Annotated in this window: 13 protein-coding genes; 7 read left to right on the top strand and 6 right to left on the bottom strand. The window is 42.4% G+C overall.

Annotation, left to right across the window (positions count from 1 at the left end; genetic code table 11):
* Positions 1–17: 17 nt before the first annotated feature.
* The 3 genes from K333_RS0108170 to K333_RS0108160 all read left to right on the top strand — a co-directional run bounded on the left by K333_RS0108170 (position 18) and on the right by K333_RS0108160 (position 2,997).
* Complete coding sequence (locus K333_RS0108170; RefSeq protein WP_024990369.1) at positions 18–1,193, top strand: serine/threonine protein kinase; 1,176 nt, start codon at positions 18–20, stop codon at positions 1,191–1,193.
* Positions 1,194–1,475: 282 nt separating this feature from the next.
* Complete coding sequence (locus K333_RS12140) at positions 1,476–1,976, top strand: hypothetical protein (protein WP_238314476.1); 501 nt, start codon at positions 1,476–1,478, stop codon at positions 1,974–1,976.
* Positions 1,977–2,457: 481 nt separating this feature from the next.
* Complete coding sequence (locus K333_RS0108160) at positions 2,458–2,997, top strand: C40 family peptidase (RefSeq protein ID WP_027452558.1); 540 nt, start codon at positions 2,458–2,460, stop codon at positions 2,995–2,997.
* Between the two features lie 94 nt (positions 2,998–3,091).
* Here K333_RS0108160 and K333_RS12685 read toward each other — a convergent pair whose 3' ends face one another.
* From K333_RS12685 to K333_RS0108140, 4 genes are all read right to left on the bottom strand, one after another.
* On the bottom strand, positions 3,092–6,196 hold the full coding sequence (locus K333_RS12685) for a glycoside hydrolase family 98 domain-containing protein (RefSeq protein ID WP_081657226.1): 3,105 nt from the start codon (positions 6,194–6,196) through the stop codon (positions 3,092–3,094).
* 158 nt (positions 6,197–6,354) lie between these two features.
* Positions 6,355–7,338: an adenosylcobinamide-phosphate synthase CbiB gene (gene cbiB, locus K333_RS0108150; RefSeq protein ID WP_024990370.1), complete on the bottom strand. Its 984-nt coding sequence runs from the start codon at positions 7,336–7,338 to the stop codon at positions 6,355–6,357.
* Complete coding sequence (locus tag K333_RS0108145; protein ID WP_024990371.1) at positions 7,314–8,297, bottom strand: aminotransferase class I/II-fold pyridoxal phosphate-dependent enzyme; 984 nt, start codon at positions 8,295–8,297, stop codon at positions 7,314–7,316. Before K333_RS0108145 ends, cbiB begins: the two co-directional genes overlap by 25 nt.
* 22 nt (positions 8,298–8,319) lie before the next feature.
* Complete coding sequence (locus K333_RS0108140) at positions 8,320–9,765, bottom strand: cobyric acid synthase (RefSeq protein ID WP_211223367.1); 1,446 nt, start codon at positions 9,763–9,765, stop codon at positions 8,320–8,322.
* Positions 9,766–9,795: 30 nt separating this feature from the next.
* Here K333_RS0108140 and K333_RS0108135 point away from each other — a divergent pair, with 30 nt between their 5' ends.
* The 4 genes from K333_RS0108135 to K333_RS0108120 are packed head-to-tail and all read left to right on the top strand — an operon-like array spanning position 9,796 to position 12,706.
* Complete coding sequence (locus tag K333_RS0108135; protein WP_024990372.1) at positions 9,796–10,323, top strand: bifunctional adenosylcobinamide kinase/adenosylcobinamide-phosphate guanylyltransferase; 528 nt, start codon at positions 9,796–9,798, stop codon at positions 10,321–10,323.
* Positions 10,320–11,378 (top strand): nicotinate-nucleotide--dimethylbenzimidazole phosphoribosyltransferase, encoded by a 1,059-nt coding sequence (gene cobT, locus K333_RS0108130; protein ID WP_024990373.1) that lies wholly within the window; start codon positions 10,320–10,322, stop codon positions 11,376–11,378. Before K333_RS0108135 ends, cobT begins: the two co-directional genes overlap by 4 nt.
* A complete protein-coding gene (locus K333_RS0108125) occupies positions 11,353–12,144 on the top strand; it encodes an adenosylcobinamide-GDP ribazoletransferase (protein ID WP_027452556.1) in 792 nt (263 codons plus the stop codon). Before cobT ends, K333_RS0108125 begins: the two co-directional genes overlap by 26 nt.
* Positions 12,145–12,148: 4 nt before the next feature.
* Entirely contained in the window at positions 12,149–12,706 is a 558-nt protein-coding gene (locus K333_RS0108120) for a histidine phosphatase family protein (protein ID WP_024990374.1), read from the top strand.
* A 39-nt stretch (positions 12,707–12,745) separates the two neighbouring features.
* Here K333_RS0108120 and K333_RS0108115 read toward each other — a convergent pair whose 3' ends face one another.
* Both K333_RS0108115 and K333_RS0108110 read right to left on the bottom strand, forming a co-directional pair.
* A complete protein-coding gene (locus tag K333_RS0108115; RefSeq protein WP_024990375.1) occupies positions 12,746–13,867 on the bottom strand; it encodes a DUF3810 domain-containing protein in 1,122 nt (373 codons plus the stop codon).
* Between the two features lie 132 nt (positions 13,868–13,999).
* A complete protein-coding gene (locus K333_RS0108110; RefSeq protein ID WP_027452554.1) occupies positions 14,000–15,298 on the bottom strand; it encodes an NCS2 family permease in 1,299 nt (432 codons plus the stop codon).
* Positions 15,299–15,611 lie beyond the last annotated feature (313 nt).

The following is a 15,611-nucleotide window of genomic DNA, read 5'->3' as shown; positions in this document are numbered from 1 at the left end:
TATTTTTGAGCTATATTATGGAAAGTGTTGTAAATTATAAGGACTGTCAAGTGATTGCTTCAGAAGGCTATCACAAGATTATTTTATGCAAGAAGGGTGAGGAAACAGTCATCCTTAAAGGACTTAAAGAAGAATATCGTGATAATCTACAATATAAGAATTTACTAAAGAAAGAGTATGAGCGCGGAAGTAAGCTCGACCATGCGGGTATTGCGAAATACCATGCCTTGATAGAGCACCCTGAATATGGTAGATGCATAGAGATGGAATATGTAGAGGGCCGTATCTTTGCCGATTACATCAAGGAAAACCATACCGAGGATGAGAAGATGAATATCATCACACAGTTGGCTGCTACTTTACAATATGCCCACACCCGTTATGTTATCGTGGGTAATCTTTCGCCAAATAGCATCATCATTTCCAAGGATGGCGATCGCGCCAAGATCGTGCGCTTACTTCCTACACTTTACGAAACTACCAAGGAGTCGGCAGAGACTTCCCGCTATATCGCTCCGGAAATTCGTGATGGACTTGCCTCTATCGATGGTCGTGCCGACGTATATTCTCTCGGTATGTTGATGAAAGCCCTCGGCTTGCATACTACCCATTACAATGTTATCAACAAATGTTGTTCTAGAGGGCGTACCGATCGTTTTATGGATTTCGACGCCTTTTTGGAGGAAATCAATGGAGGAAGCAAACATGAAGTACACCTGTCTCCGAAGAAATGGCTTATCGGTTTTGCCGCTATCGCTATTGTCGTTGTAGCCGTTCTTGTCTTCCAGAATGTCGATATCAATCAGATGGCAAATAATCTGAGCAATAATAACGAAGAAGTTACCGATACGGTTAATTCTGCTCAAATCTCCCCTGATACCGTAGAAGCCAAACCAAAGGCTACCGCTTCACAAAATACTACGGCTGCCGACCCAATGAAAGCACAACTCGTAGCGAGCATAGATTCTATTTATAAGCCATGGATAGAGTGGAAGAATAATGGAGGCAATCAGGCTGATATTGCACGTAATATATATAAGTTGCGTAAGCAGATCAACAGATATTATAAAAAGGCTATTCAGGGTATGAACAACGAGCAACGTACTGCCTTTGATAAACTCTTCATCGAGTATAAGGCACAGAAGGAGCAGGAATTTTCTGCTGGCGTTGGCGATGTTTCTGCACAACAATAATAATAGCATTAAAAATTTAATTTTGCAGAAGACGGAATACACCCAATCGCGTATTCCGCCTTTTTTTATATCCATTGTTTCGTTTGATAGCGTTGCCCTTGTCTATTCGTAATGTATCAAACCAAATACCTCAAATCAAGTAAGTTTTTTTGCGGGCATTCTATGTTTAAATACCATCAATTAAGTAATTTTAACGTCAGACAGGGAAAGAATTTCGCTCATTCGTATTTCTATAAATAGAAACATCATCACGGTCTCATGCTATTATCCGTATGTGTTATTATGAAAATCCTAAAAATGCTAATTAGTTTCGCCCTTATTTCGACTGTGTTCTGCTCTTGTTCAAAAGATGAAGAATACAATCCACAACTTGCATCTGCTATTTTCAATTCACTTTATGTCTCGATATTAGATAAGCGAGGCAATTCTATGAATAATGAAGCGATGCTTGCTAATAACGAATTTTCTGTTATAGAAGAATCAAATCGAAAAGCAAAAGTTGATGTTACCGATTACGAGGGAACAAAAGTGTTTCGCTTTAGCGTCGATCTGCCAGATACGAGATCTATGGAGTATAATAAGGACAAGACAGAAGCCTCGGGAAAAGTAGGTATGGTGATGAATATCAAAGGGACAACTTTGCCTATGATCGTGAACTTTAGCTACGTAACATCAAAGGAAGCTATGCAAATGTATGGCGGAAGTTGTATTCGAATTAAGTCTATAATGCTAATAAGACGATTTATTCTTCAGAAAAAATGGGCATCAATTCTATTAAGATAAAATACGATGGTAACAATACCATCATAGAACCTTTATTTTGAAAGAATCGTTGATAGTTTAAAAAGCGGTATCAGTCCACATTGGGGCGATACCGCTTTTTTTGTGTTTCCAATCAATCAAGACCACATACAGCCTGTATCTGTTTTTCTTTCTACCTTTTTTTTCTTTCTGCTCATTTTAAAATAATTATAAGATATTTCTTGAGTTAAAAAATAGAGACCAGTGATCCTCAGAGCCTTTACTCAACATGTCTGATGATGGAGATGTGGCTAGATAATGGATATGATTAAGGCTCTAAATCTAAAAATAGCCTTGAGGACTCCATTTTCACAATCGTTATAATATGGGGGTATTCTCACAAAAAGTAATAATACCCCTTAATTTTATAACGCCTCGGAAGTTTACTTGTTAATTTCTGTATTTTTTCATTTTCAAAAGTGTACTTTTTTTGTTATCTTTGTGGCATAACAAAGAAACCATCATGAACTATAAAAACATTGTTTTAGCTTTTATACTCTTTCTTACCGTTTCGGTCTCTGCCGTTGCTGGTAATCCTGTGACCAACGGACCGGCACCTGAGTATTCCGAGGATTTCTATGATCATTCTGAATTCGAGGCTCTGTTTAATGTGACGGGAGCTTCTCTCGTGGATAGAGCAAAAGACTTCTTGGGGCGACCTTATCATTATGGTAGTAAAGGACCGAGTTCTTTTGATTGTTCTGGTTTTACAGGATATGTTTATAAGAGCATGAATATCAAGATAGGTGCTTCTAGTCGTGACCAATGGCAGGAAGGTATCGCCATCGATGATAAGGAGGATGTGAAAGTTGGTGATTTGGTTTTCTTTGGTAGTAATAGTCATTATATAGGTCATGTAGGTATCGTGTGCGAGGTGAAAGGAAATGGCGATTTTAAGTTTATCCATTCCAGTATAGCTCGTGGCGTGACAATCAGCGATATAGAAGATGACTATTATACCCGAAAATATCGCGGAGCGCGAAGGATATTAGGCGATTATTAGAACATGATTTTTTAATTGTTTTTTTGAGATTGATGGAAAGTGAAAAGGCAACCTGCTATGGATTGCCTTTTTTCTTGTTGTTTTATGATATCATCTATCTGGTATATTTCTTACCCTTCTTGATGATGATGCCATGATAAGTATCAGAAACCCGTTGTCCCGCAAGGTTATAGATCGGCGTATGCTCATCCGTATTCTCACGGTTTACAAGTTCAATGCCGGTAGATTGGTCGTGTGAAATCTCACAATCGAGCAGGAGATATTCCGCGAAACCGCCGGGACAAATGAACTTGATGACATAGTCGCCTGCCGTGTTGATGCTGAAATGAAGAGTATGTATCTCGGCAGAGGAAATGTCGGCAGAAGTGTTACGCTCTACATCCGGCGTTGCCGTATAACTTGGCGATGTGGCTAACGTACTGCCAGCAAGATTCGTGATGCAAGCCGTATATTGAGGTTCACCGGTCCATCCGGCCATAGCCCATGATAGTTTGTATTCGCCAGGAGCGAGCGTAAGCGGATAACCCCCGAGTCGTCCATATTCTGCACTTCCCTCACGCCAATAAAGTCCCTTGCCCTGATAGCCGGAGAATCCAGAGAAGGTACGTGATCCGGAATTATACGCACTAGGGTATTCATGTTTCTCGTTATTGCCCTGTGTGACGCTCCATCCCTCTGGAATAGTACCATTGTTTACGTTCGTAAAGTCGAGATGATAGTTGAGAGCCGTGTTCTCAAGGATCGGAAGTATGGTGATATTCTCGTCAGGCATGGTAAAGGAAATGTTGCCATCCGAGTTGACGGCAATCGTCTTGTTCATGCTATAATATACAGAACTAACGACGCGTAACTCTTTCAACGCATAGCCCGGGTCGAGGTCGATTTTCAAGCTAACCTTTTCACCCTCTGTGGCATGGTCAACATTTGGTGTTATGGTGGCATGGTCAACGTCTCGCACGGTAACGAGATATTTTTCCGGTTCGATATTCGTCGGCGTGTATACCACTTGGTCTATGAACAGACGAGTGGCGCCAGTGTTGGTATAGGAGATATTGTTATCGGTTGAGAGTGGCGTCGTAAAGGTAACCTTCTGCCATTGGCCTTCGGTAGTCTTGCCAAGTGGTAGGGACATAGAAGAGCCATTCACCTTGGCGGTAATGTTTCCTCCATCTTCTGCCATATATCTCATGCTGATGCGATATTCGCCCGACTGGTTCAGATGGAGTTGATGGCATAACGTTGCTGTGGCACGAGAACCCATATCGGCGAAACCATTGCCCGCATTTCCTCGTTCGTCAGGATATTGGTTATAAGGATCGAGGACACATTCACGGATATCCTTGAAGTCCATATCCTCAGCTTCCACGATGACCTCCCCATTGAAAGCAGCCGGTTGGACGGGTTGATCCAAAGGTATAGAAGGAAGTTCATCGGAGAGTCGTTCTGTGCCATCTCCCGCACATTGGATACGAATGTCGACAGGACCATTGTGGGAAATGTTCAACGTGTATGTGTCGGCATCCCATTTCTCTTCTGCTGTGGCTATAGCCTCTTGACGAGGGGTCATGTTGAAAGAAGGACGAGAAGACGCTCCCTCGATGACGATCTGGTCGGTAACGACAGAGGTGGTATCGGTACGATAGTTGTTGAGATAGAAATCGATATGGTCGGCAGATTCTCGGATAAGGCCGGAACTCAACTTACCATAATGCAACTTCATCTGTTTACAAGTATTATATAATAAAGGTATTGTGGCCTCGGCAGAAGTCTTGACGTTGAGATATGAATATGGCGTGTAAGTAACGAGTTGATTACGGAAACGCTCTACAAAGAGATCACCTGTACTAATCTCTGGATAATATTGGTTGAAGTCGGCCACCTTCTTTTCTATCGTCGGCCATTTCTGTGAGCGTTCCGATTTCTTGATTTGAAGAGGAATCTGCTGAGCCACCTCATCGCAAAGTTCCTCTACTACAGGAATCGTACCATATCTACCCGTCTTCTTAAAGTAACACAAATTATCCATCCATTGTCCATTCCCCTTATTGAGCGGATCATCCTGCTTGTAGAGTCCATCATAGAGATCGCTCCAAGTGGCATATTTATCCTCATCGTTGCCCGTATTTATGTCGTTGACGATGCACACCTTCGTTTTGCCTACGACCTCCTCACGAGAAGGGATATAAAGAGAACCGTCGATGATCTTACGGAACATATCAATCCAGATGTTGCGGAAACCAGGGAAAGTCGTCCAGTTGCGACGTGTGTAACCATCAACGTTTGTGCGATTGGTCTCTGTGAAATCCTCCGTCCAGATGAGCTCCGGTCCATCCCATACAGCTCCGCCATTCATGGCTGTCTGCTCCATCACGGTACCAATTCCGGCGCTGACAGGATATTTTTGCGGATGGTTCTTACCAAAGATATCTTCCATGGCACCATTCCATCCACAGTTATCATACCGTACACCATAGTTTTTAGTGAGACCGGAGATGAAAGGAGCAATAGTCATACTCTCGTTGTTGTAGAAACAACTCGAGGTGGTATATTTATAGAGCCAAAGAATAGATTCCGGATAGGCTCTGCATGCCATTAACAGATCTTGGTTTCGCTTGAGCATGCCCATTGGGTTGAGAGGATGCGACCATACATTTCCACAAAAAGAGATGGTAAGGAATCCACCATATTGATGACTCATCTTGACGAGTTTGGCAAAGAGAGCGATGCGATGAGCCTGTGAACTGGAACTCTTGTCGTTGGTTTCATCAAATCCCCAAAACTGTTCGGCATAGTTCCAACCTAAGAAATTCGGATAGGTCTTGAAGAAATACTCGAATGTTTCGAGGTCATCGTCCTGAATATGGGTATGTCCGCCAGAAGCCGGTTGACAGGTAAACCACAGGCCATTCTTTTGGCATATCGAGCCCCATGATTTATAGGTACGTACAGCATTCTGAGGCATCTTGTAAACATTCTTCTTGGTGTCGTATTGGCAACTGAGCGAGAGATTCATACATACGTAAGGTCGGATGTCGTTAGGAATCTGGTCGATGATCTTCTGAGGGTCGGCCTTGTTCCAGACGTCCACATGTACGAGCCATAGAGGATGCCGCGAGTCGATAGGACGGCGCTGTTGCGCATACACACTTGCCATCATGAAGACGACAAATAATAATAGAATAAACCTTTTCTTTTTCATGGTAATATGATTGTAATGATTTGTTTTGTTGATCAAATGTATTTCGCATGATATTCCGTTTGCGAAGTTACAATATTCTGCGCAAAACTGTTTTATACTATGTTACAATCATTTGTTTTTCTGTTACCTTGCGTAGAAGTAGGAGAGATTGTCGTGCTCTATATGATATATATGAGGAGAATGCAGAGGATAGCAAGATCCTCGGCGATACGGTTGATGAGAATAGATAATCGCATATCATCAGTTGTTAAAGATCGAGGATTATCGCCGATAAAAGGTTTGTTGATGGTTTCTCCGAAATATTGATGTGCCCCGCCAAATCTACAATCCAGGATCATGGCCAACGCAGCCTCCGGCCATCCGCTATTTGGTGAGAGATGTCGTGATGCGTTCTTGTATATGCGCTTGACTAGATGACGATGATGCATGGGGAGCGTATGGCGTAATCTCAGAAACAGAGAAGCTATAACCATGAGGAAGGCCGTGATGCGAGCTGGAAACCAGTTGGCGGCATCGTCAATATGAGCAGCGATGCATCCAAAATCCTTGTATCTCGCTGTGCGATAGGCAATCATCGAGTCGAGCGTGTTGATCATCTTGTAGGTCATCATACCGGGTACTCCGAGCAGAGAAAGCCAGAAAAGGGGAGCTATCACGCCATCGGAAAGGTTTTCTGCAAGAGTTTCTAGGGCAGCCATGCGGACTTCCTGAGCGGAAAGTTTTGACGTGTCCCGACCAACGATGCGTGCTACCTGTTTGCGTCCTTCGTCTAAGGATTGGTCGAGTTTGATGAATACTAGACTAACTTCCTTGATGAGGGTGGTTCCGGCAAGGCAATAAAATATCAGAATACTTTGGACGATAACCGTTGGAATTTCTGTCATCAGAGAACCCGATAGGTTGATGCCTTGCATCATAAATAGGAGCAGATCTAATATTCCCCAGATGAGAAGATATGTGGCGAGGATGAGGCAGACAGCCACAACGCCTCCTTTGATTTTGCGATGGCTGTCATGATTAAAATGATGCTCACACCAAGCAATGGCTTTGCCAAAGCCCACAATAGGATGGGGAATACATGATGGATCGCCGAAAATACGGTCGAGAATCCATCCTACTAATAAGGATATTGCTTGAACCATTTTATTAACTCTTTATTTTCTTTGGGCAACTGTGTTGCTACTCGGATGAAATGACTAGATAGTTTTTTAAAGTTTGAACAGTCGCGTACTAATATTCCGTGAGTGGCCAGATAGTTTTTGAGCGTAACTTCTGTATTTGTATGAGCGTGATTCGTGTGCTCGATAAGGAAGAAGTTGGTGTCGGTAGGATAGGTTTTGAAATCCTTGATATGGTCGATTTGTTCACGAAATTTCTGTGTCTCATCCAACAGATGATGCATATCTGGTAATACATGGATGTCGTTTTGCAATAAGAATTTGCCAGCTTCTAATGCCAAAGCGTTTACGCTCCATGGTTGTTTGAGCATGCGCAGATGAGCGATGATATCGCGATGGGCCGTCACATACCCCAGTCGGATGCCAGGAATACAATATTTCTTGGTCATGGAATGGAGCAAGATGATATTTTTCTCCTTTACCGTATCGATATCATGTAAGGAAGGATGAAGCGTATAATCCTCGTAGGCTTGGTCTATGATGAAAACATCTTGATTATCAATAACTTGTGAAAGATCGTTCCATTTTCCCGTAGGATTGTTGGGGTTGCATAGCCAATGAACGGTTTTCTGATTCCCGCAATTTTGAATATCTCGATGACGAAATCGCAGACCAGAGTCACGATATTCTGCAAATGTAGGTTGGGGAATGTCATGATAGGCATCCTGAAAGAGTTCATGTAACAGGTAGATTCCCTCGGTAGCTCCATTGGTTACCAAAACCTCATCGCAAGAGATTCCCGTCTTCTCAGCGATAAGAGATTCCAATGAATGGGCATCCGGTTCCGGATAGTTATCGATGACGTCCAAATGGAGAGCCAGATGATTCTTGAGGGCAGAAAGATCCGCATGCCCCCAGATATTGGAGCTAAAATTGATTTGAATATTAGGATAATTATATATATCGTCGCCGTGTTGCAACATTTGTATTCTATGTTTTTACGAGTTATAAATTGTAAAGTCGGGAGATGTCGAGATGTTGTCGTACATGGTCAGCGAGTTTATCGTATTGCTGTTGTTTGTATTTCTGATAGTCTACGACCTCGTCAGACTTATTGCTATAAGGGGCAAGTAATTCCTCTACAAACTCTTGATTGTCAAGGATTCCATGTACATACGTGCCATAGACACGATGACGATGTACTATCTTTTCCTTGTTCAGCATATCCTGTGATACCTCGTCATCGAATGATGAAATGCCATTATGGATTTCGTATCCCCTTAGAATATTCCCATGATGAGAAAATTCTACCTGTCGTGTTGTCTTCTCGCTATTCATCATCGTAGACATCGGTAACAGGGATAGTCCCGGCATACGTTCGATGTAGCCCTCGATATGTTCTGGGTCGCAGACATCAATACCCAACATCTGGAATCCCCCACAGATGCCCATAATGGTCTTGCCCTGACGATGTGCGCGGATGATAGCCTGGGCACAACCATTATGGCGTAGTTCATAAAGATCGTCGATAGTAGATTTGCTACCCGGAAGGATGACGATGTCGGCATGATCGATATCGATGACATTATTCGTATAATAAAGATGTACACGAGAATCGTTCTCTATTCTGTCGAAATCGGTAAAATTACTGATATGTTTGAGCAATACTACGGCAATATTCACCTTTCCTTGCATAGCTTCATGGCTTTTCTGAGCCAATTCCACGCTATCTTCTTCCTCGATATGGATATCGGTAAAATAAGGTATGATGCCCAGCACAGGTACGCCACAGATGCGTTCGAGAATTTGTCTTCCTTCATCAAAGAGACGGATGTCACCTCGAAACTTATTGATGATAATACCCTTGATGAGCTTACGATCTTCCTCATCTTGTAAAGCAATACTACCATAGCATGAAGCAAAAACACCTCCGCGGTCGATGTCGGTTACTAAAACCACGTTGGCCCCAGCATATTTGGCCATAGGAAGATTTACCAAGTCTTGTCGTTTCAGATTGAGTTCGCTGATGCTTCCAGCTCCCTCCATGACGATGGGATCGTATTTACGCGCCAAGCGGTCGAAAGCCTCACAAGCAGCTTTGCGTAAATCCTCACGTCCCTCATTCCGGAAATAACTATACGCTGAACGGTTACCTATCGGATGACCGTTGAGAATGACCTGTGAGGTGTGATCGCTTTGAGGTTTGAGCAAGATGGGATTCATATCAGATTCAATCTCTACTCCAGCAGCTTCGGCTTGTACAGCCTGTGCCCGACCGATTTCGCATCCATCGGGCGTCACATAACTATTCAAGGCCATGTTCTGGGCCTTGAAAGGAGCGGGATGATAACCATCCTGCCTAAGAATACGACAAAGGGCCGTTGCAAGGATACTTTTACCTGCATCGCTTCCTGTCGCGCAAAACATTATTGGCTTCATTCTTGCAAATATACGAAATATTTTTTGTACTTTTGCTACATCATGAGAAAAATCATATTAATCACGGGTGGCCAGCGCTCCGGTAAGAGTCTGCAGGCCGAGAATCTGGCTCTCTCTTTGTCGAAGAATCCGGTGTATCTTGCTACTGCCCATATCTGGGATGATGAGTTCCGGGAACGTGTGCGCAAGCATCAGGAACGTCGTGGAGATAACTGGACAAATATCGAAGAGGAGAAGTTCCTTTCTCGACATGATGTTTGTGGACGCGTGGTGGTAGTGGATTGTATCACATTGTGGGCCACGAATTTCTTTTATGATAGCGACAAGACCGTAAAGGAACAGCCGACGGTAGAGGAAGCTCTTAGTTCTCTGAAAACCGAGTTTGATCGGTTTACCCTTCAAGACGCTACGTTCATTTTTGTAACGAACGAGATAGGTAGTGGAGGGGTGAGCGAAAATGAGATTCAACGCCGCTTTACAGATCTGGAGGGATGGATGAATCAGTATGTTGCTTCCAGAGCTGACGAAGTGATTCTTATGGTGAGTGGAATTCCTGTGAAAATAAAATGAAAAAGTTTAATATTGAGAAACCAGACGAGTCGATAAGGTCGGCTCTGATCGAGAAAATCGATAATCTAAACAAGCCCAAGGGTTCGTTGGGTATGCTTGAAGATATAGCCTTACAGATTGGGCTCATTCAGCAGTCATTGGAGCCGAAACTTTGTCATCCTTGTCATCTGCTCATGGGAGGAGACCATGGCATCGAACATGAAGGTGTGTCGGTATCGCCACGCGAGATTACATGGCAGCAGATGATCAACTTCACCCGTGGAGGTGGCGGTGTTAACATTTTTTGTCGTCAGCATCATTTTGATCTGTCGATAGTGGATATGGGAGTTGACTATGACCTCAGCGATCATCCTCGTATTTTAGATCGCAAAGTGGGTTGGGGAACAAAGAATTTCTTGTACGAGCCTGCGATGACCGAAGAACAGATGAATCGATGTATAGAAGTAGGGGCTATGCTTGTGGATGATTGTGCCGAGAAGGACTGTAACATCTTGAGTATCGGAGAGATGGGTATCGCCAATACTTCACCCTCGAGTATCTGGATGAGTTTATTCGGAAATATCCCACTTGATGAATGTGTGGGTGCCGGAGCGGGACTCGACACGGAGGGTATTCATCATAAACGATTGATTCTAAAACGTTCGATAGAGCAATATCGGTTATGGAAAGAAAAGAATCCTCAAATTGATGAGGTAGAGAGTGTGATCATGTATTTTGGCGGTTTTGAGATGGTTGGCGCCATTGGTGCCATGTTGCAGGCTGCCGAAAAACATATAGTTATCCTCGTGGATGGTTTTATCATGACAGCTTGTATGTTGGCTGCATCCCGTATGCATCCCGAAGTTTTAGACTATGCTATATTTGCTCATTGTGGTGATGAAAAAGCTCATCGACGGATGCTTGACTTGATGAATGCTCGTCCTTTGTTGAATCTTGGACTTCGACTGGGTGAAGGTACAGGGGCTATCTGTGCTTATCCTATCGTAGAGTCGGCGGTATATATGATTAATGAAATGAATAATTTTAAAAATGCGAATATCACTAAATACTTCTAACCCTAGATGGTTCGATCGTGTGTGGGCGGCTTTAATCTTTTTTACCCGTCTACCTTTTTGGCGTGTTTATCAACCGCCACAATGTGCTTATGAGACTGTGGTGGAACATTGGCCTCTTATGGGTTGGCTTACAGGTGGCGTTATGGCCCTGACATTTTTGGTGTCATCTTTTTGGGTGTCGGTTTCTGTGAGTGTCGTTTTGGCGATGGTCGCTCGATTGCTGCTTACAGGAGCTCTGCATGAAGATGGATTAGCTGATTTCTTTGACGGATTCGGAGGTGGAGGAAATGACAGGGAACGTATTTTGGCTATCATGAAGGATAGTAGAATAGGAACCTTTGGCGTGCTTGGACTCATTATCTATGAACTCCTCTTTTTCCTGTTATTATGGAATTTTGCCATAAGTCATTATTATTTGATCACAGCTTTATTCATTGTTGCAGCCGATTGTTATGCTAAGTTGATTGCAGCTCAGGTCATCCAAGTATTGCCTTATGCTCGTACGGCTTCGACGGCTAAGAATCGTGTAGAATATCGTCAATTCTCATTAGGCGCAGCGATAAGTATCTTTATACAAGGTATTATTCCTATGGTTGTCTATCTCTATCTTTCAGCATTTGCAAATTGGGAATGGGTGTTGTTTATGCCTAGTATTGTGATGCTCTTTCTGTATCTGTTGATGAATCGCAAATTGGGAGGATATACGGGCGATTGTTGTGGGGCACTTTTCCTACTCTGCGAATTAAGTGTTTATTTATTTGCATAATCAAATGAGAATATTTATTGTACGCCATACTCGTGTTGGGGTAGACAAGGGTACTTGTTATGGATGGACTGATGTACCCGTAGCTGATAGCTTTGAGGAGGAGGCGAAAGAGACGCTTTCTCATTTGCAACAGGAGATGAAAGTATATGGAATCTCTCATTTCGATGCGTGCTATTCTTCACCCCTTACTCGAGCTTTGAAGTTGGCGTATTATTGTGGCTTTCAGCCAATAGTAGAAAATCGGTTGAAGGAATACAACATGGGAGAGTGGGAGATGGATAACTATGATAATCTATGGAAAAACGATTCTCGTTTCCACGAATGGACTGACAACTATGATACCATGTCGACACCAGGTGGAGAATCGTTTCCTGAGTTTTATCAGCGTGTGACAGATGTCTTCCATGAGATTAAACAACAACAATTTGAAAATGTCGTGATTTTTGCTCATGGAGGGGTGTGCATCTGTGGAGGAATCTATGCGGGATTGTTTACAGTAAAGGATGCTTATACCGATTCCAATATGACTTCTTATGGTGGAATCCGGATTATTGAGATCTAACAACCTCTATTTCTATAATGTCTATATCGATAATGTGTTTTAATTTGACGGATTTGTCGATTTGACATTCTTTTTATAACTGATCAATAATCCGATTACATGACTATAGCTCCTAGTACCGTCATCTACATGATTACTTTGCAAATAGAGTTCAAAGGCTTTGTGTTGTATATAGCCCAGTAAATCGCTGTATAGAGCTCGCCAATGGTTGATAGATGTTTGTTTGTCGCTAAGAACTCTTGGATCGGTATGATTTATAAACTTCTTTGCGAGTTTGGGATCTTCATTTTCTAATGCTCTAAGTACATACATATAGATACTTAGATAGCCGCTATATTTCGTAGCTTTGTCGTTGCTTATGGTGCAACAGAGGTAGCTATAAAAAGTAGCTTCGCCCTCATTGGCAACACCCAGCAGATGGGCATATTCGTGTGCATAGGTTGCTGCATATTCCGTAGGCATGAGGTCTCCACTAATCGTGAATTCAGCAGTAAAAGGTGCCATACTTCCGGATACGCCAAGTTTGGAATAGAGTGGGGTGTAGAGCATGGTCTTCACATGGGGCGCATTATTAAAAGGTGCGTGTATACCTAATTTCTTTTCTTCTATCCGATAATAGCCATCCACGACTTGCTGTCGTGTTGCGATCTCACGCTGTCGGGCAAGGTCGGATATGTGATATGCATTACTGTCTTGAGAGATGTTGGTATAGGATGCGTTTAGACTATCGAGATATTCGAAGGCAAACTGTTGGAGCAACTCTTTGCTATAATGTGCCGGTTTGATGTGAGCTCTGGCAAAGAGATTACTCTGTGAATAGTTTAGTCCCCAGGCCAGATAGAACCATACATAAACCCATACTACGCCTTCTATCCAATTGCCTAAGGTTTCTTTCCATGATATGTCTAATGACTGGATGGTATAGATAGGATACCAGATAAACCATCCGATGACAAGGGCATATATGATTTCGCCTACACAAATAGGAATAAACCCTGTGATTGTTGAAAGTGGAGTTGCTATCAAAGGGTATATAGACTGTGTATAGAAATCGCCTAATCCGGGGATATACCGGAAGACGACAACAAGGATAAGTAAAGCGAGTACCAATCGGCGATGCCAACTGTTGAATATAGATAAGATGGTTCTTTTCAAGTTCATGTCGTAAAGATAAAGAAGGTACAGAAAAGGCCCCACAGATAAACTGTGGGAGCCTAGTTCTAGGCTGGTGCCTTTTAGGTGTGTCAGAAATTAATATTCCATGCAGTTGATACTACATGGAATATGTTTATTTTATTCAAATATAAAGTTCAATACAAAGATGATGGCCAGTATGATCAATGTTGGATTAAGTGCCTTATACTGTTGAGTACAGAGCTTCAGGATGACGTAGCTCAGAATACCGAGACAGATACCATCAGCAATAGAATAACACAAAACCATTGTGATCATCGTGATGAAAGCCGGGAATGCATCACTCACATCTTTTAAGTCAAGCAGTTTTACACTATCGAGCATCAACACGCCCACTAAAACGAGAGCTCCACTGGTTGCACATCCTGGAATCAACATGAATATAGGAGCCAGGAAAAGGGAAATTAAAAATAATAACCCTATTGTAAAAGATGTGAGACCACTTCGGCCACCTTCAGCAATACCAGAAGCGCTTTCTACATAAGTGGTGAGCGTACTAGAACCGAGAAATGCTCCACATGTCGTACCAATAGCATCACTCATCATGGCCTCTTTGATGTGTGGTATACTTCCATCCTCGCGTACGATATGGGTTTTATAAGCTAGTCCTACAAGTGTGCCGACAGTATCGAAGATATTTACTAATAGGAGTGAGACCACAACCATAGCAGTCTTCAGAGAAAACATACCGTTGAAGTCGAACTGACAGAATACAGGTGAGATATCCTGAGGCATTGATATAGGAAACCAATTGTCTGGTATCTCGGTGACGCCTAAAGGAATACCTACAAGTGTTGTTATGATGATGCTGAAGAATAAAGCACCTTTAACCTTACGGGCCATGAGCACACCACTTAACACGATACCAAAGGTACCAAGGATGGCTGTCGGCGTAAACTTTCCAAGACTTACAAAGGTCGCATCATTAGGAACAATGATTTCAGCATTCTTAAGTCCGATAAACGCTATGAACATTCCAATACCTACAGAGATAGCATGTCTTAGGTTAGTTGGTATCGCATCCAAGATCATCTCTCGCACATTAATAAAAGTTATGAGCAGAAAGATTACACCTTCGATGAGCATGATAGCAAGTGCTTGTTCCCAATTATATCCCATAGCCTGACTGAGGGTGAAGGCAAAGAAAGCATTCAGGCCCATACTAGGAGCTTGGGCAAAAGGGAGCTTTGCCATAAAAGCGAGCAAGAGTGTAGCAATAGCTGATGCGATGGCTGTAGCGGTGAAAAGTGCACCTTTGTCCATTCCTGTTGTACTTAGTACTGTAGGATTAACGGCCAAAATATAACACATCGTAAGAAAGGTAGTACAGCCCGCAACGATTTCTGTGCGAACTTTCATAGTCTTGGAATCAAAGCCAAGCATTTTCTGCAGTAACATAATAGTTTGTTAAATGGGTATTTATTATCTGCCCACAAAGGTAGTTAAATTTTATGACGTAACAAAAGTTTTCTGTTTTTTTCTGTTTATTTTCCAGCATCAGTTTGTGTTCTCCTAAAATAGATGTGATGATCACATAGTTTTCGTAAATAATATTGAATAAGTTGTAAAATATATAGAAAAAGTCATTCTCACACATTTAATGAACGTTTCCACACATAAACATAACTATAACTATCTCAATAATTTCTGTATTATTTAGATTACTCGTACTTTTGTCAACGTGAGTTCGTGAGAACTCTTCCTTCTTAAA

The sequence above is a fragment of the Segatella albensis DSM 11370 = JCM 12258 genome (genome assembly GCF_000426565.1).
Taxonomy (GTDB): Bacteria; Bacteroidota; Bacteroidia; order Bacteroidales; family Bacteroidaceae; genus Prevotella; species Prevotella albensis.
Note: the sequence above shows the minus strand (reverse complement) of the source record. Positions and strands in the feature narration are given on the sequence as shown.